We start from the raw sequence: 25819 nt of genomic DNA, 5'->3' as shown, positions 1-25819 counted from the left end.
TCAATCACCAATATTTAAAGAACTATATTAGAATCCAAAGCACCTAGGCACTGCTTCAGTAGCAGATTCTAAACCGGAGAACTCTAATGCTTCTTGCGATTTATAGTGTATGTGTTTTTGTCCTCATCGGCTATATCGCTAAACTCCTGCGCCTTGTTGGCAATAAGCAAAGTGGAATATTGCTTGGATTCTTACTTAATTTCGCCCTCCCCGCACAAATTTTTAATGGCACTTATCACGCCGAGATAAATACAGACTTTGCCCTTGTATGTGTAATAAGCTTCCTCTGCTCCCTAAGCGGTGGTGCAGTGCTTTTTATCATCGGCAAGATTGCAAAACTCCACCCCCATTCTATCCTTACTCTAAGCTTTATGGGCGCATTTGGCAATACGCTTTTTCTCGGACTACCTATCGTCAATGGCGCACTCGGCGAAGAGTATGCAAACAAGGTTATTATTTATGACCAAATTGTTACAGGCATTCCTATCGCCTTTCTCGCACCCTTAATCTTAAGTCTTGGCGGAAAAGGCGTTTTTAGCGCAAGAGCCATTACATCGCGCCTCTTTCGCAGCCCGCTCTTTCTTGCCCTCCTCTCTGGCTTGGTGCTGAAATTCATACCACTAGAAATACCTGATGAACTTTTTGTTCCGCTCAAAAGTCTAGCTCTTACTGCCACACCTGTCGCACTCTTTGCCATTGGAGTGCAGATGAGCCTAAGGGGCATTAAGGAGGAATGGAGACTCACCGCACTTTTGCTCTTTGGCAAAATGTTTATCGCGCCATTAGTTCTTTTGGCTATCGTGTTTATAGGCTTTGGTGGGTTTAATGATTTGTGGCGTATGGCACTTATTGAGGTGGCAATGCCCCCTGTAGTGAGTGCTGGTGCGATTGTGATTCGTGCGGGACTTAATGCAAAACTCGCCGTGAGTGCTATCGCTTTTGGAATCTTACTGAGCTTTGTGAGTGTGCCGCTGTGGCTTCAACTTACTTAAAAAATAGAATCTTAAACATTACTCATTTCATCTTGTGAATCTTGTGCCAACTCCTGCACGAGTGGGCGATTAAGAAGAGATTCTAAAAAAATAGTCGCATAACTCCCCTTTGGCAGACTAAAACATAGCTCAAAATGTGCCTTTTGCGCGATATATTCACTCTGTATATCCTCCGCCCACACCCACGCATACCGCCTCGAGCCGCTCGCCTTTATCTGCGTGTCGATATAGAGATTTTCACATAGAGCGGAAAGACCTTGCGCGTAGGTAAGTTTAGTGCCACAGAGTGCGCCTGTGGGAGCAATATCTCTTTGTATAAAGCGCGTAGATTCACTGCTTGGCTCCTCGCATATAAAAGCTTTACCAAAGGGATAATGGCACATAATATCACCATTAAGAAGTATAAAATGTTGCTTTTGATTCTGTAAATCTCCTAGCACCTGTGCGCTACATTCTTGTGCTAATGCCCTAAATGCGGGGATTTTAGAATCTTGCAATGCTTTTTGTGCCTCACTCACGCTAAAGTGATGCAAGATTTGAGAGAGATTAATACGCGCATTCAACCATTCATTAAACAGATGGCTTTGATAGCTTGAGATGAGAAAATTACTCATTTTTTTATTCTTAATATGCTCCTTTTTGTGCGCTAATGCCCTACCGCTTTGAAAATTATTGCCATCTTTACCAAATCGCTGGTCTCCAAAATAGTTTGGAAAACCACTTTGGGAAAGGGAGGCAAGGACAGATTCTATTTTTGTCGCACTAAGCGAGAGACATTTTTTCAGTCTCATAAAGAAGTGATTACCCTTCAAATGCCCGACTTTAAGCTTATTGTGATGATAGGCAATGTTTAGAATCTTCACTTGCTTTTGCTCCAAAAACACTGCGGCAGATTCTAATTTTGGACGCAAAGAGCGATGAATACTTATATATTGGTAAGTCATTGCGGATTTATCTTTAAGCCCTGCGTAGCCAATATCGCGCACCTTACACCCTAACACTTGCGAAAGTAAGTTCAAAAGCTCAAATGTGCTCAAACCCTTTTTTCGCACATACACGAGACAATGTTCCCCGCTCCCACTTGGCTCATACAGGGGGATTTCTTTTACCACAAAATCGCGCGGTGAAGGGTTGAAATGGCACTCAATCGGGCTGTGGCTAAAGGGATAGAGACGCGACATCAAATAATCGTGCGCTTAATGCTAGGGGATAAATGTGTAAGAATCTCATAACTAATTGTGCCAAAGGCTTTGGCTAACTCGCTCACATCATCAAAGACGCAAATGCGTGGCTCATCGCATAAACAAGAAAAACAATCCATTGACAAGCGGGGCAAGATTTGATAGCCCTTAGCTGTATGGACTTTGTGCTGCTCACTCACACGGAAAAAACCATCACCATAGCCAATATCATAGGTGCTAATCACACTCTCTTTTTCTAAGGTTGTGCAGCCACTATACCCTATACGCGCACCTGCACTCAGTATGCGTGTGGAAACCCTGTCGGCATAGAGTCTAGCGACTTTTTGAAGCTTCGCATTCAGTGGATTCTCAAACGCAGTGTCTAAATATCCATAGAGGGCGATGCCAATACGCACTAAATCATCGGTGATTTTACCCTCACTCGCTACACGCACAGCACCAGAGGAGCTAAGAGAATGGAATCTGGGCACAACAAAGCCATATTTTTGTGCGAGTGCTTTTGTGCGCTCCTTAATCTCTAAAAATCGCTCCTGTGTGTGTAAAAACTCATCATCAATATCATCGCCATAGCCATTGTGAGAAAACACCCCTACAAGATTCAATCCTCGCTCTAAAATCTGCACGATATAACTTTCAAGCTCATCTGCCTCTATGCCATTGCGATTCATTCCAGCATTAACCTTGAGCTCTACCCTTGTGCCTTTGGGCAAACTCTCAATATGCTCTCTAGCATTTATCACAAAGGCGATATGCGGGGGGAAATCACCCTCTGGCATTCCATACAATGCGGTGATATGAGGAAAATATGCACTCACGCGCAGGGCTTCATTATAATTTTTAACAAACACAGATTTTATCCCACATTCACGCGCAAGGGTGCTTATCTGCTCTAAGCCGTGCCCATAGGCATTGTCTTTCAAAACTGCCGCAAGTTCTACATTTGAACCAATGTGTGAAGATATGAGATGAAAGTTATGTTTGTAAGAATTGGAAGAAAGAGTAATTTCAGCCATTGCAGATTTTAGTATCTTAAGAAAGTATGGCGGGAGACCCCGCCACAGCTTGATTTATTTAGGTAATTTAGAGATATAATCTGCTAATACCTCAATATCACTATCACTCACATTTGCCATTTGTCCATACATAATAGCAGCTGAACCACCATTGTTTTCTGTTTTTGCTTTATAGCCCTTAAGCTTTTTAAGCAAATTTTCCTTTGCCATACCAGCAATTGTTACATCGCCTTTACTTCCGGGAGCAACTTTTTTCGCATCAGGTCCGTGGCAAGCGATACATTTCTTAAACTGAGCTGGAGCATCAGCAAACGCAAAACTAGCAAAACCCAAAAGAGTAAGAATAAGCAACTTTTTCATATCTAATCCTTTACATTGTTAAGATAAAAACAACAAGCAGATTCTACAAATTAAAGCTTAAAAACTTCTTTAAAGACTACTAAACCTTTACCCGAGCGCTTAAGGCGCGTGAAAGCGAAAGCTGGTCGATAGAATCTAGCCCAATGCCCGTTGGCACACCCTGCGCAATTTTACTAAAATGCACTGCATTTTGAATCTTATCCTCAACATAAAGCATAACCGCCTCATTTGCAAGGCTAGGGGAAAGCGCAAAAATCACTTCCTTGATAGATTCGGTTACGATTCTGCTATTAAGTAAAGCAAAATCAATCTCCTCTAGCTCTCCGCCCAAAACAAAATAACGCCCACCAAACTCCCCCATATCCTCGATTGTGAGCACATCTTGCGGACTTGCTACGATACACAACTCACCATTTTCGCGCGAAGATTCGGTGCAAATCTCGCAAATCTCACTCTCACTTAAACAAAAGCATTTTTGACATTTGCGCACCATAAGTGTGGCATTTTCAATGGCGTGGGCAATGTTTAAACCTAAGGGCTTATTTTCCATACACAAAGCATACGCCATTTTTTGCGCACTCTTTTTGCCAATGCTCGGTAGTTTTTCCATTGCATAAATGAGTTCATAAAATGCCTTAAGACTACTTCTGTATTGATTCATAATATAAACCTTATATCCTTTTGGGGTAAAATCATATCGCAAAAATTTAACTTTACCTTATAAATTTTAGATACAATCCCACATTCAATTTAGAGCAAAAATTAGGAGCAGATTTTGGATACATTTGACTATTATGAAATTCTAGAAATCACGCGCACGAGCGATAAAGAGACGATTAAAAAAGCTTATCGCAAAATGGCACTGAAATATCACCCCGATAGAAACCCAGATGACAAGGACGCGGAGGAGCAATTCAAAAGAATAAATGAAGCCTATGAGGTACTAAGTGATGATTCAAAGCGACAAATCTATGATAATTATGGCAAGGAGGGCTTACAAAACTCGGGCTTTAGTGGCTTTAGCGGGAGAGACTTTAGCGATATTTTTGGCGATTTGGGGAGCATTTTTGAATCTGCTTTTGGCGCAAATTTTGGCTTTGGCGGCGGACAAAAACGAAGCAAGGGTAAATACAATCTCGATGATATTATAAGCCTCGAGCTACATTTCAAAGAAGCAGTGTTTGGCTGCAAAAAGGAGATCCACAATCACTACAAAATCGCTTGTAGTGATTGTGGTGGAAATGGTGCAAAAGGTGGCAAGGTGCAACAATGTGCGGATTGTGGCGGCAAGGGACAAGTCTATATACGACAGGGCTTTATGACTTTCGCGCAAACCTGCCCTACCTGCAAGGGCGAGGGAACAAAAATTAGTGAAAAATGCCCCAAATGCAAGGGCAAGGGCTTTGAAATGCGTGAGGAGAGCTTTGAGGTAAGCATTCCAGAGGGCATTGATGATGGAAACAGAATCCGCATTGGTGGGCGTGGAAATGCTGACAAAAGCGGTAAAAGAGGAGATTTATACATTGCTATAAGTGTGGGAGAGGATGAAAACTATGTGCGTGATGGCACAAATGTGTATATTGAAGTGCCTGTGTTTTTTACCTCTATCGTGCTTGGCACAACGCTCAAGATTCCATCTTTGCGAGGAGAATTGGAGCTGAAAATTCCCCCAAATACGCGCGATAAAGAACAATTTGTCTTTGATAATGAGGGGATAAAAGATGTCAATAGTAGCTATCGTGGGAAGTTTGTCGCGCAGATAAAAATCACTTATCCACCAAAGCTCAACAATGAGCAAAAAGCCCTCATAGAGCAACTTGAAAAGAGTTTTGGCGTAGAGAGTGAGCCATATAAAAATCTCTTTGAAACTTGCTTTAGCAAGATTAAACAATGGATACATCATCACAAGGAGCATAAGGGCGAATAAGATTTTAAGCAGGATTCTCTGCATAGAGGGATTAACTAGGATTCTACAAAACCAAACTAGAGAATCTACATATTGCGAATTCTAGCGATTTCATCGCGGATTCTAGCGGCTTCTTCAAATTCTAAAGCTTTAGCGGCTTGGTGCATTTTGAGGCTTAACTCTTTTATAATCGCATTGCGCTCACTTTTTGGAATCTTCTTGGCATTTTTTTCATAGAGTTTGCTTAGTCCGCTTGATTCTATTTTAAGCTCTTGCTCTACATTTCTTTGCACCGATGTGGGCGTAATATTATGCAGTTGATTAAATTCTTCTTGCTTTTTACGGCGATAATCTGTAATATCAAATGCTCTTTGCATTGAACCTGTGATTTTTTTTGCATATAAAATTACTTTTCCCTCGACATTACGCGCCGCCCTCCCCATTGTTTGTATAAGGCTTGTTTCAGAGCGTAAAAATCCCTCTTTATCTGCGTCCATAATGGCAATAAGGCTCACTTCGGGTAAGTCAAGCCCCTCACGCAAGAGATTGATGCCTATAAGCACATCAAATTCTCCTAATCGCAAAGAGCGAATAAGATGATTGCGCTCAATAGCATCAATGTCGCTGTGCATATAGCGCACCTTTATGCCAAGCTCGGCATAATATTTGGTAAGCTCCTCCGCCATTTTTTTTGTAAGCGTAGTAATAAGCACGCGTTGATTTTTAGCAATTCTTGCTTTAATCTCATCATATAAATCAAGCACGGCTTTATCAGAATCTCGCACTTCATAGAGTGGGTCAAGCAATCCTGTGGGGCGGATAATCTGTTCTGCGATATGTTTTTGACTTAGCTCTAATTCTTTTTGAGCAGGAGTCGCAGAGACAAAAAGAAAATGTGGGGCTTTATTGATAAATTCATCAAAGCGCAATGGGCGATTATCAAGTGCGCTAGGTAGCCTAAAACCATACTCTACAAGCACTTCTTTACGACTCCTATCTCCTGCATACATACCACCAAATTGCGGCAAACTCACGTGAGATTCATCGACAATAATTAAATAAGGCTTTTTCTTTTGCTCAAAGTAATCTAAAAGTGAGTAAGGTGTCTCACCTGCTTTTTTACCTGTCAAGTGCCGCGCATAGTTTTCAATGCCCTTACAAATGCCAGATTCTTTTATCATTTCTAAATCAAACTCTGTGCGCCCCTTTAAGCGTTGATATTCAATTTGTTTGTCTGCGCTTTCAAATTCACCTAAGCGCATTTGCAATTCGGATTCTATATTATGAAGGGCTTCTTGGAGTCTTTGTGCGCTTACGATAAATTGATTTGCCGCATAGAGGACAAAAGATTCTAATTGTGTAAGAGCAGTGCGCTCTAATGCGTCAAATACCCCAATGCGTTCAATCTCATCACCAAAAAATTCAATACGGATAAATTCATTTTCATTATATGCAGGAAAAATATCAATCACTTCGCCATTTACGCGGAAATGCCCCCGCTCAAAAATTGTGTCATTGCGCGTATAGCCCATATCAACAAGCTTTAAAAGTAAGTCTTTTTGCGTATATGTCGCGCCCACCTCGAGCTTTTCTATCATTGTTAGATATTCTTTAGGATTCCCTAAACCATAGTTTGCCGACACACTTGCAATTACGATTACATCATCATAAGCCAAAAGCGAGGTAGTGGCGGATAATCTTAATCGCTCCAAGTCTTCATTAATGCTTGAATCCTTTTCGATAAACAAATCTCGGCGCGGGATATATGCTTCAGGCTGGTAATAATCAAAGTGCGAGATGAAATATTCTATATGGTTTTTGGGAAAAAAGCCTTTAAACTCGCTATAAAGCTGTGCGGCTAGGGTTTTATTGTGTGTCATAATGAGCGTTGGGATATTGAGCTTGGCAATGATATTTGCCATCGTGTAGGTTTTTCCACTCCCTGTAACACCAACAAGTGTGCTGTATTTTGCACCATTACGAATAAATTGTGTAATGTGCTCGATGGCTTGAGGCTGGTCTCCTGCTGGGGCATATTGAGAATCAAGAATAAAATTTGACATTTTAAGCCCACTCCTTTGCTATTTGTGTTATTTGTGTTAAGATTATACTTTATTTTTACCAAAGGATTGCAGATGAATAATGTAATGGAGCGGCTTTCCCAAAAAATCGAAGAAATGCTTACAAAGATAGCATACCAAAAGGAAGAAATAGAATCCTTGCAGCTTGAAATCTCCACGCTCAAGGCGCAAAATGAAGCAAAAGATAGTCAAATTTCAAGCCTTTATGAAGAAATTGCCTCCAAAGATAAGGGTTTTGAAAATCTCTTTGCTAAAATTGATGAAGGCTTGAAATGAGTGATGAGAATCTAGAGATTGCACTTAATGGCAAACATTATTCTGTCTCTTTAAAACCCTTGCATAATGATGTCAGGGAAGAGCTTAAAGCGGTTTTTGCAAACGAAGTCGAACCGCTTACTTTGCTTAAACTCTATATCACAAAAGCACAAGAATACGCCCTCACCTATCAATCACTAGAAAATCTCTACAAAAACCTTGAGAGTATAGATACTCCCGCCACGCACCCTGATGTGCAGATTCAGCAAATTTGAGAGATGAGAATTTGCATTGTATTTTTATCTCATCGCTCCACTTGGTTTAAAAAGTCCAGCCCTCACTTACGCGTGTGAATATGAATGCGCCACAGGTGATATTTGTGCTATCACTATAAACAACAAATCCTATAAAGGCGTAGTGCTAAATCCCACGCAAAAACCCACATTTAAATGCAAAATCACCTCTAAAATAACTGAATCTTTCCTCCCATATCAACATATTTTAGCCTCATTTATCGCGCAATATTATTGTGTGGGGCTAGGTGAATCCTATGGGCTTTTTTTGCCACAGGAGGTGAGTGAGATAAACTTAGAATCTTTGCGCGTAGAAATTCCAAATGCTTTAAGTAAAGCGCAAAGCGATGCTCTTAGCTTTTGCCTTACCCATAAAAATCCCCTACTTTTTGGCGATACCGGCAGTGGCAAAACAGAGATTTATATCCACCTCATCGCACATACACTCTCTTTGGCACAAAATGCACTTTTCCTTATGCCCGAAATTGCCCTCACGCCACAAATTGAATCTCGTCTTAAGGCAGTATTTGGCGATTGCGTGGGCATATGGCATTCTAAAATCACTCCAAAAGCAAAAAAGCAGATTCTAGAGGGCTTAAGGGAGGGAAATATCCGCGTGATAGCAGGAGCGAGGAGCGCGATTTTTTTGCCAATTCACAACCTTGGGCTTGTGATTGTCGATGAGGAGCACGATGATGCCTATAAATCTCAAAGCTCTCCGCGCTACAATGCGAGGGATTTAGCACTTTATTTGGGGAACAAAAGCGAGATTAAGACTATTTTAGGCTCGGCAACACCAAGCGTGATAAGTTATTATTATGCGACAAAGCATAATAATCTCTATCGTCTTAAGGGGCGGTATTTTAGTTCAAAAAAACATATCGAAATTTTGCCTTTACCCGAGCAAGATTCTATGCAAGGTGCGTTAGATTCGCAGCATATTTTCAACGAATCCCTATATTTTATTAATGAATCCCTACTTGCCGCGCTTAAGCAAAGCCTCCAAAACAAGCAGCAAGCAATTATTTTTCTTCCCACGCGTGCGGATTATAAAATGCTCGTGTGTAGCGCGTGTGGGAGCGGGTGCGAATGCGATTTTTGCTCGGTAAATATGTCCTTGCACCTTGATAAAAATGCGCTGATATGCCATTATTGCCACTTTTCTAAACCTATTCCTACACATTGTCCGCAATGTCAAAAGGATACTTTGCGCTCATTCCGCATAGGCACAGCTCAAGTCGCAAAAATCCTAAGCCAAACACTGCCAGAAGCAAGAATCGCGCTTTTTGATAGGGACAATATTACCACGCAAAATAAGCTTAAAAAAACCTTAAAATCATTTAACGCAGGGGAGATTGATATTTTGGTTGGCACACAAATGTTAAGCAAAGGGCACGACTATCATCGTGTGAATCTCGCCATAGTGCTAGGAATCGACTATGTGTTAAAGAGTAGCGATTATCGTTGCAATGAGCGCACAATAAGCCTACTGCACCAAATCGCCGGACGCAGTGGGCGTAAATATGACGGGCAGGTGTATATACAAAGTGCTAATGGCACATTTTTGCAACCATTTTTAAATGATTATGAGGATTTTCTACTTTATGAGCTAAAGACACGACCGCATATCTATCCGCCATACCAAAGGTTTGCCACGCTAAATTTTGCACACAAAAACGAGCAAAAAGCACTTTTACATCTCTCACAAGTGCGGACATTTCTAACACAGATTCAGAATCTACATAAAGAAGTAGAAATTGTAGGAGAAAGCAGGGCTTTGCTGAAGCGCCTTTATAATAAACATCGCTTCGTGCTTTTGCTTCGCTCACACTCTACCCGCGCACTTTTGGAGCTACTGCATACTTTGGTGGCAGAGCAAAGCTTACGCGCTACATTTGAGATTGACATCGACCCTCTAAGCATATTATAGGGACTTTGTGCGCTATAATAAAACTGAATCTAAAGGAGTAAAAATGAAAATTGCCATATCCTGCCTGTCGCCATTGGTGCAAAGTAGCTTGGAGTATTTTTTGAAAGATTCTGTTACGAGTGAAGCAGAGTGTGATTTTATCATCACTGATGATGAGAATAGACGCGATACAAAGCCATTGTGCCTTGTGCTTGATGAGGCGTATTCACACATTAGAAAGCCTTTTAACACTCAAAGCTTGAACGAAGATTTAGCAGCTTTTTATGAGAAGCTCACATACAGCCATAAAAACACAGAATCTTCCTCCTTACACACTATGAATAATGCGCTCTCACAGAGTGCAAATATCACAGATTTAGAATCTCGCATTCGCACCCTGTGCGATGAATCTGCAAAGGCGTTAGCGGATAACATTATCGCCTTACTTAAAACACGCTAGATTCTAAAAGTTTCGTAAATGGCGCAGTTTCATATTCAAGCGGGCAACTTAAAACATCTCAAGCTTATTTTTAATCCCGATGAAAGCACACGCCCGACAAAATCTATCGTGCGCGGCTCGTTTTTTGATACTTTGGGAAGCGAAATTGTGGATAGTGTGTTTATCGAAGCCTTTGGGGGCTGTGGCTCAATGGGGATTGAAGCCCTCTCACGCGGGGCAAGGGCAGCTATTTTTTATGAGATTAACAAAGAAGCCTATGAGATTTTATCGCGCAATCTTACCCTAATGCGCGATAGAGCACCGCATTTTCAATGCAAGAGTTTTAATGCTGATTTTTTCACCCAAGACATACAATCACATATCGAAAAAATAGCTCAAAATGATGATAAAAATGTGAGAAATGCACGGATAATTTTATATCTTGACCCGCCATTTTGCATACGAGAAGGAATGGCAGATATTTATGAGCGACTTATTACCAAAATATGCAATTTCTCACATTCACAGCAAAGTCGCGTTGATTTAATTGTTTTTGAACATTGGAGTGGCTATAATATGCCACATTTTTTTGGCGAGTATGAGAAGTATAAAACGCGTCAGTTTGGCAAAAGCACATTAACTTATTTCATAATAAAGGATTGAAAATGGCAGAAGAAGAAAAAGCAGCCCCAAGTGGCGGAGAGAAAAAAAGTAAGGCAATTTTGTTTGTTATCATCGGCATTGTCGTAGTGCTCTTGCTTTTGGTGGGCATTGTGGTAGCTATGCTAATGATGGGTGGACACGATGAGGAAGAACAAAAGCAAGAAACCCCGCAAGTGCAAACACAAATGGCACCAGCACAAATCATCGTGGGAAGCACGGTAAATGTGCGCAATACAGATAGATTAGTGCCCGGACTCATCTATCCAGCGGAAGGTCCTATCCCTTTCACAGCCAACTTAATGACACAAACAGGCAAGAGATACCTTAAGACAAGTATGCAGTTTGAACTTGATAAAGACGAGCTAAAAGCAAATGCCACAAAAATCGAGCTTGATAGGAAATTGCCTTTACTCAAAGATACGATTATTGAGATTCTATCCTCAAAGTCTGTTGAAGATGTAGCTTCTACAAAGGGTAAAAACCGCTTGAAAGATGAGATTGTAAAGCGCATTAATGAATTTTTGATTGATGGCAAAGTAGGCGATGTGTATTTCGTGGAATTTGTAGTGAGCTAGATTGATAGGCATTGATATTATAAGCATTGCCCGTATGCGCGGTTTTGTAGAAAAATTTGGCATAAAGGGTTTGAGGCGATTTCTAAGTGATGAGGAAATCGTGCTTTGCCTTATTGAGTCTATAAATTCTCACAATGATTTTATAGCTAATCATCGCGCTTCTGCCCGTGTGGATTCTAAAACGACTTTTGATAACTTTCAAAATACCGCTCTAGGCGGAGATTCTAAATCTTTGCATCATATTAAAATACTTCAAGCACTAAACATTACACGCGTGGCTGGATTTTGGGCGGCAAAAGAGGCTTGCTCTAAGGCATTGGGTGTTGGGATTGGGCGAGAGCTTGGATTTTTAGATATAAAAATACGCAAAACCACAAAAAAAGCTCCGCTTGTGTGTTTGAGTGATGAGAAGATGGCATATTTTGGTGTAAAACAACTCTCACTTAGTATTAGCCACGATGGCGGCTTTGCCATAGCAGCAGTGATATGTGTATAAGATTCTATAATATTTGCAAGGTTTTAGAATCTCGCAATATCGTGCTTTATTGTATTAGGTATAAAATTCTCACTTAAGATTTTCATACCAACCGCGCACGATATAAACTGAAAAACTCTATAATCTACACATTTTTGTTACTTTTATACCACATATGAAAAACTTAATATTGTAATTTTGTTACATATACTTGATTGTCAAAATATTTATTGCTACTTTAAGCAGTATATTGCTTTTGCAAATAGCAGTATTTTAAACAAAAAGGAGAAATGTATGAAACTATCTAAAGAACAAGAAAAAGCTCTTTTTTCTTTTAGGTATTTTGTTTCATTTAGAAATAAAATTGCAGTTATTATGTCGCTAGTGATTTTTATTGCGTATTATGCCTTTGTGCTTGGCGTGGGGCTATTCCCAGAAGTGCTTGGCTATCGCTTGGGACCTAGTTCTATTACACTTGGTATTATTTTGGGAATCTTCCTTATCGCCCTATGTATTATCGCCACCGGGCTTTACACATTTTTGGCAAATACTTATTTCGATAAAGAACAAGAGGGAATTCTGCGCTCTTTAGAGGAAAACAAGATTGTAGAATCACTCGAAAAAGGGGAGATTTGTTACAAGGATTGCTCAAACGCACAGGAGGTAGCACAATGAAAAATATATTTAAGCTAGGCTTTGTATGTGCGCTATTTACGCTTTTAAGCCCACTCTATGGTGCATCTATCGACTTTGGTGGGGCAGTATCAGACCTTAATCCTACGGCTATTGGTATGTTTTTAGCCTTTGTGTTAGCAACTTTGTTTATTACTTATCTTTCAAACAAAAAAAGTCAGTCAGCAAGTGGATTCTATACAGCAGGTGGAAATATTAGCGGTATGCAAAATGGTATAGCCATCGCTGGAGATTTTATGAGTGCGGCGAGTTTTTTAGGCATCACTGCGCTTGTTTTTACAAATGGCTTTGATGGACTTATTTACTCCATTGGGTTTTTGGCTGGGTGGCCTATTATTTTGTTTCTTATTGCGGAAAAATTTAGGAATCTTGGTAAATTTACCTTTGCCGATATTACCGCTTATCGCCTTGATGCAAAACCTATTCGTGTAATTTCTGCAATTTCTGCATTAAGCGTGATTGTTTTTTATCTAATCGCACAAATGGTGGGTGCAGGACAACTTATTCAAGTGCTTTTTGGGTTGCCTTATACTTTGGCAGTAGTGATAGTAGGCATTTTAATGATTTGCTATGTGCTTTTTGGTGGTATGCACGCCACTACTTGGGTGCAAATCATTAAGGCAATATTACTTTTGGCTGGGGCAACTTTTATGGCGATTATGATTTTGTATTTGACAAAATTTGATTTGAGCTATTATTTCTCTCAAGCCATTTCGCATCACCCAAAAGGTGAAGCGATTATGTCGCCGGGCGGATTCTTAACCGACCCCATTTCTGCGGTCTCTCTTGGACTTGCACTTATGTTTGGCACGGCTGGTTTGCCCCATATTTTGATGAGATTTTTCACGGTTAAAGATGCAAAAGAAGCGCGTAAGTCAGTATTTTACGCCACAGGATTGATTGGGTATTTTTATATCCTTACCTTCATCATTGGTTTTGGGGCGATTGTGCTTTTGCTTGGTAATGAACAATTTACAAATGCAGATGGCACATATAATGGCATTACAAATATGGTTGCTGTGAATCTTGCCTCTGTTATTGGTGGTGATTTATTCTTAGGCTTTATCTCTGCGGTTGCTTTTGCTACGATTTTAGCTGTTGTATCAGGCTTGGCTATTGCTGGGGCTGGTGCAATAAGCCACGATCTATTTGTGAATGTCTGCAAAGATGGTAAATGCGATGCAGAACTTGAGATGAAAGTAACAAAAATCGCTACTCTTGGTATTGGTGTGTTTGCTATCGCTTTGGGGATTATTTTTGAAAATCAAAATGTGGCTTTCACGGTAGGACTTGCCTTTGCCATTGCCGCGAGTGTGAATTTTCCTATCTTGCTCCTGTGTATTTATTGGAAAAATCTCACCACAAAAGGTGCATTTTGGGGAGGACTAATTGGGCTTATTGTGGTGCTTACGTTAGTGATTTTAAGTCCTAGCATTTGGGTAAAAAGCTTTGGTTTTGACGCGGCAATTTTTCCCTATGACCACCCAGCAATTTTCACTATGCCACTTACATTCATCGCTATATATGTGATTTCTAAGCTTGATGGCTCAAAGAGAGCGCGGATAGACAAGGCAGGATTTAGCGCACAAGATTTTCGTGCAGAGAGCGGTATAGGCGCGAGTGAGGCAGTAGCACATTAAGATTTTTAGAATCTTAGCCAAGATTCTAAACCCGCATAGCCCTAGATTCTAAAATTTTGGGGTTATGCACTTTTTATGTGTTTATTATAGACACAAACTATCAAGGGATAAGATACAAAAAAACAACATAAATGTATCACTTATGCAAATAAGCACAAAATTTTTGCCTTTTTAAGTGCTTAATCAATGCGAAAAAGCTACAATGGCAAGTTTATAAATGAGTTTCGGCACTGGGAGAATGTATGTTTCAAAAGTATCTTATACCTATATGTATTTTAGCTATTATATATTTTGTCTCCACAAGTCCAGCACTTACAAGCGTGAGTGCTGGACTTGCAATTTTACTTTTTGGTATGCTAAGTCTTGGGAATGGATTTCGCACTTTCAATGGGGGATTCTTAGAAAATATCCTCACCACTTCGACAAACACCGCAATCAAAAGTGTAAGTTTTGGTGCTGTGGCTACGGCGATTATGCAAAGCTCCTCTTTGGTTTCTGTGCTTTCTATATCCTTTGTATCGGCTTCTCTGCTTAGCCTATCGCAAGGTATCGGTGTGATGTTTGGTGCAAATCTCGGGAATAGTGCTGGTTCGTGGCTCATTGCTGGGGCGAGCGGTATAAAAATTTCCGCCCTTGCCTTACCTCTCATCGTGGGCGGTGTGCTTTTTAATTTCCAAAGCACCAAAACCGCTAAAGGCGTGGGGCAGATTTTTATCGGGCTTGGATTTTTCTTTTTAGGCGTGGGTTATATCAAAGACGGCTTCGAGGAATACAAGGAAATTATTGATTTTTCGCAGTATTCAATGGATGGGTTACGCGGTGCGCTTCTTTTTGCCGGACTTGGGGCATTGATGACGGCTATTGTGCAAAGCTCCCACGCAACTTTGACAATTATCATCTCTGCTCTTGCCACAGGAAGTATGACCTATGAAAATGCCTTAGCAGCGACACTTGGCACAAGCATAGGTGGCGTTATGACTGCGGTTATTGTCTCTTTTAGCACAAATATAGACGGAAAACGTTTGGCGGCAGCGAATTGTATTTTTAATTTTTCTATTGCTATTCTTGTTATTGCTACTTTTGATTACTTTGTATGGCTCAATACTGCTATTTCATCAATTATAGGTTTAGCAGAGGATAGTGTGCTAAGAATCGCAGTGTTTCACACACTTTTTAATCTCGTGGCAGTGGTGCTTTTGCTTCCTTTTATCCCAAAAATTTCTACTTTATTAGAAAAAGTCTTGCAAGATAAAGATACACAAATTGATAAACCCCTATATGTCAATAACGCGATTGTACAGTATCAGGATACAGCATATCTTGCTATGTATCACGAAGTTGAACACTTGTATGAAAATGCCTTTGAGCTTATTGCGCACACGCTTGGTTTTTCCCGTGCAGATATTAAAAGCGATAAAGATATGAACGAAGTTCTTAAAGCGAAAATATGGGCAAAAGAAGATATTGATGTGGAAATTTTCTATATCAAAAAAATCAAAGTGCTTTTTAATGCCATACTTGATTTTTCTACACAGGCACAAGCATATACACAAGATAAAATATATGTACGCAAATTTGCCCTTCTTACTTCAGCATCACGTAATATTGTCGAGGCAATTAAAAATGTAGAGCTTTTACAGCCAAATTTAAAGAAAAATAGTCTCTCTAAGGATTTAGTTCTCTCAAGTGAATACAATACGCTAAGAGTCCATCTTGCAATGCTTTTACGAAATATAAATGAAGTCCTCCTTTTTGAAAATATTCATCCACAAGAAGCAATCATCAAGCTCAAGGGGCAGAAAAAAGTATTTAAGAAAATGGATAAAGATTTTGTTGCATATATAGAATCTCTTCTAAATAAAAAGAATTTAAGCATACAAAATAGCACTTCTTTGCTCAATGCTGTGGGCTTTAGTAATAGCATTGCTAAAGAACTTGTGAATGCAATTATACGAATGCAAAAGACGCGCTTAGATGGAGAAGAGGAAGTGGTAACAGATGTGCAAAATCAATAGGCACTAGTATTATTGATGAAAAAAAATATTTTTTTTATAAGCTTTTTTCTTATAGGTATTGTTTGTCTTATTGCAGTATTTAGTTATAGAATTTATGTGAAAAAGATTCATCCAATAGCTCATATTTATACCTTAGAGGAAATAGAGCATAAGTATAAAAATATTGCACCAACGCAATGGGGTGAAAATCTCGAGGGTGTTACTACGATTTTGCCTAATGAGAGCAAACCTGTTGCATATCTCACATTTGATGCTTGTGGTGGGGCGTATGATAAGGCATTGATTGATTATTTAATAGCTCATAATATTCAAGCCACCTTATTTATTAATGCACGTTGGATTCATAAACACACAGATGATTTTATAAAACTCGCTCAAAATCCGCTTTTTTCTATCCAAAATCACGGCACAAAGCACCTTCCTCTTAGCGTAAATGGCAAATCAATTTATCATATCAAAGGCACAGATTCTGTGAGCGGAGTATATAAAGAGATTATGGATAATGATGAGCTTATTTTTAAACTCACAGGTAAAAAGCCACATTATTTTCGCTCTGGCACAGCATATTATGATGAAATAGCAGTATCCATACTCAAAGATTTGGGTTATAAAATTGGTGGATTTGATGTATTGGGCGATGGTGGAGCAACTTTTTCTAAGCAAAAGATTATCAAACAAGCACAAAAAGCGCGTAATGGTTCAATTCTTATTTATCATTTCAATAAACCTCAAAGCGATACATTTGCAGGAATTAAAGAAGTGGTGCCTATGCTTTTGGAGAAAGGTTTTTATTTTGGAAAGCTTGAAGAGTAAAAGTAAACCCCTCCCTTAGATAAGGGAAAAGGCTAAAGGCAAGACTTAGTTGCCTTTTACGATTGTTGTTGAAGTTGTATAAAGTCCAAGAATACTCCATATTTTAGTATCTACACTTTTAATTTGTGAGATATTACCAGCTTTTGCTGCTGCATCAACAGAACAATTACCAACACTAACTAAACCAAGAATGTTTGAGCATTTTGCTTGTCCTTGTTTAGAATCTCCACCTGTTGAAGTTGCTGCCACAGGACCTGTCATATCAGAATACAACACACCTGAAACAAGTCCTGCGGTGCTACCTATTGCACAACCACTAAAAAGTGCTACTGCACCACCAAAACCTAGAGCTAAAACTAGCTTTTTCATATAAACTCCTTAAAGAAATAATGACACATTGGATTAAATCCTTAATGCTGGAATTTGATTATACAAAAAAAAAAAAAACAAAAGTCAAGAAACATTATTCCTTGCAGCAAATTCTGTAGGTGGTGTTGTAGGTAAAATGATTTCTCCACAAAGTATTGCGATTGCTTGTGCAGCGGTTGGGTTAGTTGGTAAAGAATCAGATTTATTTAAATTTACTTTAAAATATTCTCTTGCATTTATCATTCTTATTGGTATTTGGACAGCTATTATTGCTATGTTTATTCCTTATATTATTCCCGAAGCGGTAGCCCTGGTTAAATAGCTAATGCTCCTCTAGGGGAGCATTAGCATTGTTTAGAATCTGCTTTAGTTTTATATTCTAAGTTTATCGATTTGTCCTGTGTAGTAGAAATATTTTTCAAGCACTAAAAGAGAAATGATAGCTTCACGTTTTGTATCAAAAAATTGTTTAATATACTCTTGGGCGTTATGGATAATTTCTTTAGCTTCATTTGGGTGTTTGATGAAATATTCTAACCTTTCCTCCAAGTCTTCATAGTCATCGCGGATTTGTGCATAATGCACATTTGATTTAAGTGTGCCTTCCATAAACCAAGTTTCAAATTTTGGCTTTGACATAATTGCAAGAGAATTAGAGCTCATTACCCATTTGAGATTGCTTGCAACATCATTCCCCTCTAAAGAGAGCAAAAATTTATAAGGTAAATGTTTGGCTATGCCAATTTTTGGCTTTTGCCATAAGTGATGCACTCTTTTACTTCCGGTATGTCCTAAATCACAGAGCCGATGATTAAAATACTTTTCAAAAAATTGTGTGCGATGGGGTTGATAAATCCCGCCACGATAAAAAAGTTTATCTTGTTTATCTTCAAAGGTATATGGATCATTGATAAATGTAAAATGTCGCACCTTTTCTAAATTAAGCAAAGTAGAATAATTAAAAGGTGGAGACTTAAGAGCGTTATGCCCCCCCCCCAATGTTAATTGTTGAGAATGCGATTCATAATAATCCTTTATTGGACGTGATTTTGTAATAGAGGGTTTAGGGCAAATAAAGTTAATATCGCCAAATGCAAAATGCGCTTTAAAATCTTGAGGAAAATATCTTGTGTATTCATAGGTATCAAAAAAATACACGGTTTTCTTGCGTGTAAATCGCACAAAGCTAAGATTTTTCGCTTCATCATCAAGGGTGATAGGATTATTTAATTGGCAATAATAATCTACACGTGATTTAATATATTCAATATCAGGGCGTGTGAGCACATCTTTTAAAATTTTCTCACGATTTTTGGGCAAAAATACTGCAGGTGTTAGCATACGAGAGATTCCCTTAAGATTATAGAGAAAATAATTATTTTTCATATAATTTCCTTAAAATACGCAATTGTTTTTATTAGCCCTTCTTTAAGCTCAACATTTGGATTCCACCCTAGCTCATTTTGAGCAAGGCTAATATCGGGTTGCCGTTGTTTTGGGTCATCTTGAGGTAAGGGTGAAAAAACAAGTTTGGATTTAGAGTGAGTGAGCTCTAGCACTGCATTTGCAAGTTCAATCATACTAAATTCACGTGGATTCCCTATATTTACAGGTCCATAGAATCCATCTCTACTATCCATAAGTCTTATCATACCCTCAATCAAATCATCTACATAGCAAAAACTACGAGTTTGCTTGCCTTCGCCATAAATCGTAACATCTTCGCCTTTGAGTGCTTGAATGATAAAATTACTTACTACACGCCCATCGTTTGGGTGCATTCTAGGTCCATAGGTATTAAAAATTCTCATTACTTTAATATTTAAATTATGCTGCCTTTGATAATCAAAAAAAAGTGTTTCTGCACATCGCTTCCCCTCATCATAACACGCCCTTATGCCAATAGGATTCACTGAGCCTTTGTAGGATTCTACTTGTGGGTGGATTTCAGGATCGCCATAAACTTCACTCGTGCTTGCTTGCAGAATCTTCGCTTTCACTCTCTTTGCAAGTCCTAGCATATTGATTGCTCCCATAACAGAAGTTTTAGTTGTTTGCACTGGGTCAAATTGATAATGCACTGGAGAAGCAGGGCAAGCGAGATTATAAATTTCATCAACTTCTACATAGAGAGGAAAAGTTACATCGTGGCGCATAAATTCAAAACGGGGATTTGAGAGTAAATGTATAATATTTTGTTTTGTGCCTGTGAAAAGATTATCCACACAAAGCACTTCATCGCCCCTCTCTAGTAGCTTTTCGCATAAATGTGAGCCTAAAAATCCCGCTCCACCGGTTACCAAAACTTTTTTATTAAGCATTATTAATCCTTTTTTATGGATTTAGAATCTGCTAATTATATTTGAAAATCTTTATAGTGTTATAAAAACAAGAAAATTTTGGTATTTTAGATTATTTGTGTCTTAAGCAAAAAGCTTTTAAATAAATTTGGCTAAAATCTGCTTTTATTAAAACATAAGGAGTTTCTATGATAGAACGCTATGCGCGGGAGGAAATGAAAAAACTATGGGATATGAATGCTAAATATTCTGCGTGGCTAGAGGTGGAGAAAGCCCTCGTGCGTGGGTGGAACAAGCTAGGGCTTATCCCTGATAGCGATTGTGAAAAGATTTGCAAAAATGCGAAATTTAACATCGCAAGGATTGATGAGATAGAAGCAGTTACAAAGCACGATTTAATAGCTTTTACCACAAGTGTGGCGGAATCTTTAGGCGAGGAGAGCCGCTGGGTGCATTATGGGATAACCTCAAGTGATTGCATTGATACCGCTGTGGCACTGCAAATGCGAGATTCTCTAAAGATTATTTTAGAGGATATAAAGCAGGTGCGTGAAGTGATTAAAAATAAAGCAATGGAACACAAAGGCACGCTTATGGTGGGACGCTCTCACGGAATCCACGGCGAGCCTATTACCTTTGGGCTTGTGTTGGCGATTTGGTATGATGAGCTAGGCAGACATTTAAAGGCTTTAGAATCTACTTTGGAAGTCATCTCTGTGGGGCAGCTTAGCGGTGCAATGGGGAATCTCGCGCATACACCTATGGAGCTAGAAGAAATTGTATGCAAAGATTTAGGATTGAAAGCCGCACCTGTTAGCAATCAAGTTATTCAAAGAGATAGATACGCTAGGCTTATGAGCGATTTAGCACTCTTAGCGAGTAGTTGTGAAAAAATTGCTGTGGAGATTCGGCATTTGCAACGCACCGAAGTGTATGAAGCGGAGGAATATTTTGACAAAGGGCAAAAAGGTAGCTCTGCTATGCCTCACAAGCGCAATCCAGTTTTGAGTGAAAATATCACGGGGCTTTGCAGAATGATTCGCTCTTTTGCACTTCCAGCAATGGAAAATGTTGCCCTTTGGCACGAGCGAGATATTAGCCATTCAAGCGTGGAGCGATTTATTTTGCCAGATAGCTTTATCACGACAGATTTTATGTTGGCTAGGCTTACAGGACTTATAGAAAAGTTACTTATCTATCCTAAAAATATGATGAAAAATCTTAATCTCACCGGTGGGCTTGTGTTTTCACAAAGAATTTTATTAGAGCTGCCTAAAAAGGGTGTGAGCCGAGAAGATTCTTACAAAATCGTGCAAAGAAATGCGATGAAAGTATGGCAGGATTTACAAGAGGGCAAAGCCGCGGTGAATGAAAAAGGAGAGAGCTTGTATTTGCAGTATTTATTGGCAGATACTGAATTAGTTGGGCTTATTGGTGAAGTGGCTATTAAAGAATGCTTTGAATTTGGTTACTATACAAAAAATGTAAATGCTATTTTTAAGCGAGTGTTTGAGGAGTGAAAATACCAACGCATTTAAGCACCAAAGAAAGAATTAATCTTGGCAGCTTTTACACTAATGAATTTTTGGTGCAATATGTGGATTTTAAAGAATATGTGCTACTTGATAGTTCGTGTGGAAGCGGAAATTTTTTTGTGTGTGAATGGGTTTGCTAAAACCATAGGAATTGATATTGATGAGAGGGCTCTAAAAATTACACGAAACAAGCTAGAATCTAGCGTTATTTTGTATCACAAAAACGCATTAAGCAATGTTTCAAGAGAGAGTTTTTATATAGCATAATCTTCTAAACTTGTGATTGTAGGCAATCCACCTTATAATGATAGAACTTCTATTGTTCAAAGCAATCTTAAAAATAAAGAGTCTATCCCCATAGACTCTGCCTTTCAAGCTAGAGATATAGGCATAAGCTTTTTACGCTCTTATGAGAGATTAAGGGCGGATTTATCTGCGTATTGCACCCGCTCTCTTATTTGATTAAAAAAACCAATTTTAAGGCATTGAAGGATTTCACAAAAGCTTATAGGCTTTTAGATTCTATGATTATTAGCTCAAAAGAGTTTTGCAAGGATTCTAAGGGGCATTTTCCTATTATCATAGCCTTATACTAAAGAGATGATAGGGGAATGGATTATGAGTTTATTTGTAACTTTAGTTTTAAAACCTGTGAGGGCAAAACTTTTAAACTTAATGAGTTTAATTTCATATCACAATACATTGATAAATATCCAAATAAAAATCGTGTTATAGAATCTAAAAAAGTAGCGATGTTTTATACCCTACGAGACATTAATGCTTTAAGCCGTTCAAAAACTTTTATGCAAAAAGAAAACACTAACACAATTTATGTTACACAAGAAAAATATAGTCTTTATTGCTATGTTGATGTATTTAAAGCTTTTTTACCACATATTCCTTATTATTTTGGGAATTGTGATGTGATGATTGATTTTAAAAAGTTTAAGGCTTTAGAATCTTGCTTTGTCAAGGCAAGTGAAGAAAAGATTCTAAGCCCAGAGATTTTGCAATATTTTAAGGACTTGTTAGGGGTGCATTATGAAAATTCAAAAATGTGAAAATCAAAAAGTATTTGTAGAGATTCCACTTACTACACAAAGTGGCAAAACAAGAGTAAAAACTCGCAATAGCTTCTATGAGTATGGATTACCCACTGCTACAAGGCAAATACCCTTTTCACAAAAGCACTATATAGAATGGCAAATTGGCTATGATGTGGATAAAAGCGATAAAGAAAAACTTGCTTTAAGCACATTGCAACACACAGAATTTCAAGGAGCAAATGGCAAAAAAACAAAAGCACTTTATGAACTAAGTGAGTATTTGCATTATTTCGTGCAGTGGGGAATTATTACAAAATATGAAATTGAGGGTTTGACAAGATTTTTGCAAAACATTCAAGAATATGAATTTTTGGATTCTAGGAATGAATTGCAAATATTGCGAAGCCACCCTGTGGGTAAAAATATTTAGGTATAGAGTTTATCAATCACAAATAGCCTACCCGCTTTTAGTGCATAAGTTTAATAATTTTGATGTTCTTATAGAAATTGTGATTAAAGAAAAACAAAGAGCAGTTGGGGTGCAACCAATGCTTTATGTTTGCTTTCCCATCACAGAATTACAATGCCAACCTCTACTTTTAGGCAGGGTAGCAGAGCCTAAAGAATGCAGTTTGCTTGTTTTAGATTCTAAAGATAAAGATTTTTTGCTAGAGACCTTTAAGATTTTTGGAATGTTAAGCAAGAATCATAATTATGATGTGCTTGAGATTTTAAAGATTATTTAAACACCTCACGCAAAAGATTTTTGTTGTTGTGATAAGTGCCTTAATGGAACATCTTTAAAGTTAAACATTGAGAATCTCTTTGACCTAAGTATCAAAATATGCTAGATAAAATGAAATATGGCAAAAAGAAAAATACATAAATTATTCTTTACTGATAATTTCCTGTAATCTTAACTCCTTATCATAATCCTTTGCGCTCTCTCTATTTCCCACCATACGCGCACGGGATTTAAGCAAGGTGCTATCTTCACTAAGGATACTACGCGCCTCCTCATAGCCATTCAAACTAATACCTGCAATATCAAGCAAAGTGTGCATTAAATCATCATTCATATATTTGGTATTTTGCGCCCTTTGCAATCGCTTGTAAAGCTTGGGGTGCTTTTGTATAAGGTTAAAATATCAATGAGACATAGTCAAAATATAAATTTGAATCTTTTTGCGCTTTGTAGATCCGTGGTGGATTCTATGGAATCTTATACGAAGAATCTGTTGAGTTTTGTTTGAAATAGCCCTTTTACCCCTGCGAAAGGGTAAAAGGATAAACCTAAATAAGAATTATTTAGGAAGTGCTACCGCATCAGGTATGATGCTCGATAAGAACATAGCAATAATAGCTGTCCAAATACCAATAAGAATGATAAATGCAAGAGAATATTTTAAAGTAAATTTAAATAAATCTGATTCTTTACCAACTAACCCAACCGCTGCACAAGCAATCGCAATACTTTGTGGAGAAATCATTTTACCTACAACACCACCTACAGAATTTGCTGCAAGGAATAATGTTTCTTTAATACCAAGCTCTTGTGCAGTAACTTGTTGAAGCGGACCAAAGAGTAGATTTGAGCTTGTATCGCTTCCTGTGATAAACACGCCAAGCCACCCAATAACTGGACTAAAGAAAGCAAATAAATCGCCTGTTTTTGCAAAAGCAATACCCAAAGTTGCACTCATACCACTATTTTTTGAGATAAAAGCAAAGGCAACAACAAGCCCAATTGTGATACAAGGAATCGCCATTTCTTTTAAGGTATCTCCAAGTGCTTCTTCAGCCACACTTGATTTTATTCTCAAAAAAGCGATGGTTAAAAAAGCGGCTACTAAAATCGCTGTGCCTGCTTGAAGCGCAATAAGATTAATGGGCAAATCAATTTTTATAGGATTGCCGCTAGGGTCAGTTATGACACTTGTAAGAGGATTGAAAGCCATACTCACTTGGGTATAGTTTAAGGCTCCAATTTGATAATAACCTATCGTTGCTCCCGCATCATCAATTATAGGCTTTATGCTAAAAAAGAAACTCTCTTTAGGTAAAGCAATAGCTCCATTTATCAATAAATCTGGATTCTCAAATAAAATTTTCTTTGCTTCAAATATTGCTTTAAACCAAGGCTGAGTCCAAATAATTACACAAATAATGAGCAAAATAAACGGAAGCCACGCTTTAAAGACTTTAACAAATTCAAGTTTTTCGTGGTTTGAAAAATCTTTTAAATCATCAAGCCTAAATATATTTGTGGGAGACCAAAACTTCAAAAAAGCTGTGGTACAAACTAAAGATACCACAGCAGAAACTATATCAGGAAGCTCTGCGCCAAGATAGTTTGAGCTAATAAATTGAGTAGCTGTAAAGCTCACTGCTGCTACCAAAATTGCCGGGAAAGTTTCTCTCACACCTTTGATTCCGTCCATTAAAAATACAATAAAGAAAGGGATTGTTAAACTCAAAGGCACAAGCATACGCCCAACCATTGCCGCAACAGAATATTGCTCTACACCTACAAGATTACTCATTGCAATAATTGGAATCCCAACTGCTCCAAAAGCCACAGGAGCAGTATTTGCAATCAAACAAAGTCCTGCTGCATATAATGGACGAAGCCCCAAGCCCACAAGGAGTGCTGCTGTAATCGCAACAGGTCCGCCAAAGCCAATGGCTCCCTCCAAAAATGAACCAAAACAAAATCCAATCAAAATCACTTGGATTCTATGATCAGGCGTGATAGTCATTACACTTTGTTTAATTACTTCAAAAGAGCCAGATTTCACCGAAAGCTTATAGAGAAAGATTGCTGCAATAATAATCCAAGCAATAGGCCACATTCCTTGTGCAAATCCTTGCACAAAAGAAGCACCTATGAGTGAAAAAGGCATTTTGTAAGCATAAAATGCCACCAAAGTCGCTACAATCACTGTGATAAAGCCCGCTATATATCCCTTAAGCTTTAAAACAAGCAAACATAATAAAAAACACGCAATAGGTATAAAAGCTACTGCTGCACTTAACCACATATTGTTAAGTGGATCATAAATCTGTTCCCAAGCACCCATTTTTAGAATCTCCTTTAATCTTTATGGTTAGAATCTTTTCAAAATAACAACTGCAACTGCCATTTTGCTATTGATTTTAAAATATCAAAAAAAACTTAACCTTATGAAATAGATGAATGAGTATGTATTTTATATGCCAATGTGTAAAATTTTCACATTAAATCC

General features: G+C 38.4%; 27 protein-coding genes and 2 pseudogenes. 19 read left to right on the top strand and 10 right to left on the bottom strand.

Annotated features, from left to right (window positions below):
• Positions 1-86: 86 nt before the first annotated feature.
• Entirely contained in the window at positions 87-992 is a 906-nt protein-coding gene (locus BN2458_RS01850; RefSeq protein ID WP_034325457.1) for an AEC family transporter, read from the top strand.
• An 11-nt stretch (positions 993-1003) separates the two neighbouring features.
• Here the strand turns inward: BN2458_RS01850 and truD are convergent, their stop codons facing one another.
• From truD to recR, 4 genes are all read right to left on the bottom strand, one after another.
• Complete coding sequence (gene truD, locus BN2458_RS01845) at positions 1004-2173, bottom strand: tRNA pseudouridine(13) synthase TruD (protein ID WP_081951442.1); 1170 nt, start codon at positions 2171-2173, stop codon at positions 1004-1006.
• A complete protein-coding gene (locus tag BN2458_RS01840) occupies positions 2173-3207 on the bottom strand; it encodes an alanine racemase (RefSeq protein WP_034325597.1) in 1035 nt (344 codons plus the stop codon). Before BN2458_RS01840 ends, truD begins: the two co-directional genes overlap by 1 nt.
• A gap of 54 nt (positions 3208-3261) precedes the next feature.
• Entirely contained in the window at positions 3262-3567 is a 306-nt protein-coding gene (locus BN2458_RS01835) for a c-type cytochrome (RefSeq protein WP_034328167.1), read from the bottom strand.
• A gap of 79 nt (positions 3568-3646) precedes the next feature.
• Positions 3647-4228, bottom strand: a complete 582-nt coding sequence (gene recR, locus BN2458_RS01830) for a recombination mediator RecR (RefSeq protein ID WP_034328165.1) — start codon at positions 4226-4228, stop codon at positions 3647-3649.
• A 114-nt stretch (positions 4229-4342) separates the two neighbouring features.
• On the opposite strand from recR, the gene dnaJ reads away from it, so the two are divergent.
• Positions 4343-5494 (top strand): molecular chaperone DnaJ, encoded by a 1152-nt coding sequence (gene dnaJ, locus BN2458_RS01825; protein WP_034328163.1) that lies wholly within the window; start codon positions 4343-4345, stop codon positions 5492-5494.
• Positions 5495-5559: 65 nt separating this feature from the next.
• Here dnaJ and uvrB read toward each other — a convergent pair whose 3' ends face one another.
• Positions 5560-7536 (bottom strand): excinuclease ABC subunit UvrB, encoded by a 1977-nt coding sequence (gene uvrB / locus BN2458_RS01820; RefSeq protein WP_034328162.1) that lies wholly within the window; start codon positions 7534-7536, stop codon positions 5560-5562.
• A 72-nt stretch (positions 7537-7608) separates the two neighbouring features.
• Between uvrB and BN2458_RS01815 the strand changes: the two genes are divergently transcribed.
• The 11 genes and pseudogenes from BN2458_RS01815 (at position 7609) to BN2458_RS01770 (ending at position 17324) form a co-directional block, all read left to right on the top strand.
• Complete coding sequence (locus BN2458_RS01815; protein ID WP_034328160.1) at positions 7609-7830, top strand: hypothetical protein; 222 nt, start codon at positions 7609-7611, stop codon at positions 7828-7830.
• Positions 7827-8084, top strand: coding sequence for a hypothetical protein (locus tag BN2458_RS01810; RefSeq protein ID WP_034328157.1), 258 nt, complete (start codon positions 7827-7829; stop codon positions 8082-8084). Before BN2458_RS01815 ends, BN2458_RS01810 begins: the two co-directional genes overlap by 4 nt.
• 16 nt (positions 8085-8100) lie before the next feature.
• Positions 8101-10032 carry a primosomal protein N' gene (locus tag BN2458_RS01805; RefSeq protein ID WP_034328155.1) on the top strand — a complete coding sequence of 644 codons (1932 nt, stop codon included), beginning with the start codon at positions 8101-8103 and terminating at the stop codon, positions 10030-10032.
• Positions 10033-10075: 43 nt separating this feature from the next.
• Positions 10076-10471 (top strand): hypothetical protein, encoded by a 396-nt coding sequence (locus BN2458_RS09655; protein WP_081951440.1) that lies wholly within the window; start codon positions 10076-10078, stop codon positions 10469-10471.
• An 18-nt stretch (positions 10472-10489) separates the two neighbouring features.
• Positions 10490-11113 (top strand): 16S rRNA (guanine(966)-N(2))-methyltransferase RsmD, encoded by a 624-nt coding sequence (gene rsmD, locus BN2458_RS01800; protein ID WP_081951438.1) that lies wholly within the window; start codon positions 10490-10492, stop codon positions 11111-11113.
• A gap of 2 nt (positions 11114-11115) precedes the next feature.
• Positions 11116-11688, top strand: coding sequence for a flagellar basal body-associated protein FliL (gene fliL / locus BN2458_RS01795; protein ID WP_034342937.1), 573 nt, complete (start codon positions 11116-11118; stop codon positions 11686-11688).
• 268 nt (positions 11689-11956) lie between these two features.
• Positions 11957-12184, top strand: a pseudogene (acpS, locus tag BN2458_RS10695) (holo-ACP synthase); the annotation flags it as partial.
• Positions 12185-12457: 273 nt separating this feature from the next.
• Positions 12458-12838 (top strand): DUF485 domain-containing protein, encoded by a 381-nt coding sequence (locus BN2458_RS01785; RefSeq protein ID WP_034328148.1) that lies wholly within the window; start codon positions 12458-12460, stop codon positions 12836-12838.
• Positions 12835-14496 carry a cation acetate symporter gene (locus BN2458_RS01780; RefSeq protein WP_034342933.1) on the top strand — a complete coding sequence of 554 codons (1662 nt, stop codon included), beginning with the start codon at positions 12835-12837 and terminating at the stop codon, positions 14494-14496. The genes BN2458_RS01785 and BN2458_RS01780 overlap by 4 nt, the downstream gene beginning before the upstream one ends.
• A gap of 242 nt (positions 14497-14738) precedes the next feature.
• Positions 14739-16511, top strand: a complete 1773-nt coding sequence (locus BN2458_RS01775; protein WP_034342931.1) for a Na/Pi cotransporter family protein — start codon at positions 14739-14741, stop codon at positions 16509-16511.
• A gap of 15 nt (positions 16512-16526) precedes the next feature.
• A complete protein-coding gene (locus BN2458_RS01770) occupies positions 16527-17324 on the top strand; it encodes a polysaccharide deacetylase family protein (RefSeq protein ID WP_064504550.1) in 798 nt (265 codons plus the stop codon).
• Between the two features lie 45 nt (positions 17325-17369).
• Here the strand turns inward: BN2458_RS01770 and BN2458_RS01765 are convergent, their stop codons facing one another.
• On the bottom strand, positions 17370-17693 hold the full coding sequence (locus tag BN2458_RS01765) for a TRL-like family protein (RefSeq protein WP_034328461.1): 324 nt from the start codon (positions 17691-17693) through the stop codon (positions 17370-17372).
• Positions 17694-17781: 88 nt separating this feature from the next.
• Here BN2458_RS01765 and BN2458_RS01760 point away from each other — a divergent pair.
• Positions 17782-18015: pseudogene (locus tag BN2458_RS01760) on the top strand (L-lactate permease); the annotation flags it as partial.
• A gap of 50 nt (positions 18016-18065) precedes the next feature.
• On the opposite strand, the gene BN2458_RS01755 reads toward BN2458_RS01760, so the two are convergent.
• Together BN2458_RS01755 and BN2458_RS01750 are read right to left on the bottom strand one after the other, a co-directional pair.
• Positions 18066-19079, bottom strand: coding sequence for a glycosyl transferase family 90 (locus tag BN2458_RS01755; protein ID WP_011115490.1), 1014 nt, complete (start codon positions 19077-19079; stop codon positions 18066-18068).
• Positions 19076-20014, bottom strand: coding sequence for a UDP-glucuronic acid decarboxylase family protein (locus BN2458_RS01750; RefSeq protein WP_034328359.1), 939 nt, complete (start codon positions 20012-20014; stop codon positions 19076-19078). The genes BN2458_RS01755 and BN2458_RS01750 overlap by 4 nt, the downstream gene beginning before the upstream one ends.
• 167 nt (positions 20015-20181) lie before the next feature.
• Here BN2458_RS01750 and purB point away from each other — a divergent pair, with 167 nt between their 5' ends.
• From purB to BN2458_RS10260, 5 genes are all read left to right on the top strand, one after another.
• The gene (gene purB, locus BN2458_RS01745; protein WP_034328358.1) at positions 20182-21513 is read left to right on the top strand and encodes an adenylosuccinate lyase; all 1332 of its coding nucleotides are present in this window, start codon (positions 20182-20184) and stop codon (positions 21511-21513) included.
• Between the two features lie 93 nt (positions 21514-21606).
• Positions 21607-21795 carry a hypothetical protein gene (locus tag BN2458_RS10275; RefSeq protein WP_231944817.1) on the top strand — a complete coding sequence of 63 codons (189 nt, stop codon included), beginning with the start codon at positions 21607-21609 and terminating at the stop codon, positions 21793-21795.
• 344 nt (positions 21796-22139) lie between these two features.
• Positions 22140-22589 carry a hypothetical protein gene (locus BN2458_RS10270; RefSeq protein ID WP_231944816.1) on the top strand — a complete coding sequence of 150 codons (450 nt, stop codon included), beginning with the start codon at positions 22140-22142 and terminating at the stop codon, positions 22587-22589.
• Positions 22570-23004, top strand: a complete 435-nt coding sequence (locus BN2458_RS10265; RefSeq protein WP_231944815.1) for a hypothetical protein — start codon at positions 22570-22572, stop codon at positions 23002-23004. The genes BN2458_RS10270 and BN2458_RS10265 overlap by 20 nt, the downstream gene beginning before the upstream one ends.
• On the top strand, positions 22958-23320 hold the full coding sequence (locus BN2458_RS10260) for a R.Pab1 family restriction endonuclease (RefSeq protein WP_231944814.1): 363 nt from the start codon (positions 22958-22960) through the stop codon (positions 23318-23320). The genes BN2458_RS10265 and BN2458_RS10260 overlap by 47 nt, the downstream gene beginning before the upstream one ends.
• 141 nt (positions 23321-23461) lie before the next feature.
• On the opposite strand, the gene BN2458_RS01730 is transcribed toward BN2458_RS10260, so the two are convergent.
• Positions 23462-23680 (bottom strand): hypothetical protein, encoded by a 219-nt coding sequence (locus tag BN2458_RS01730; protein WP_138109615.1) that lies wholly within the window; start codon positions 23678-23680, stop codon positions 23462-23464.
• Positions 23681-23878: 198 nt separating this feature from the next.
• Positions 23879-25654 (bottom strand): L-lactate permease, encoded by a 1776-nt coding sequence (locus tag BN2458_RS01725; RefSeq protein WP_058122025.1) that lies wholly within the window; start codon positions 25652-25654, stop codon positions 23879-23881.
• Positions 25655-25819: the final 165 nt, after the last annotated feature.

It is taken from the genome of Helicobacter typhlonius, from assembly GCF_001460635.1.
Lineage (GTDB): Bacteria > Campylobacterota > Campylobacteria > Campylobacterales > Helicobacteraceae > Helicobacter_C > Helicobacter_C typhlonius.
This window is presented reverse-complemented; position numbering and strand designations above follow the sequence as displayed.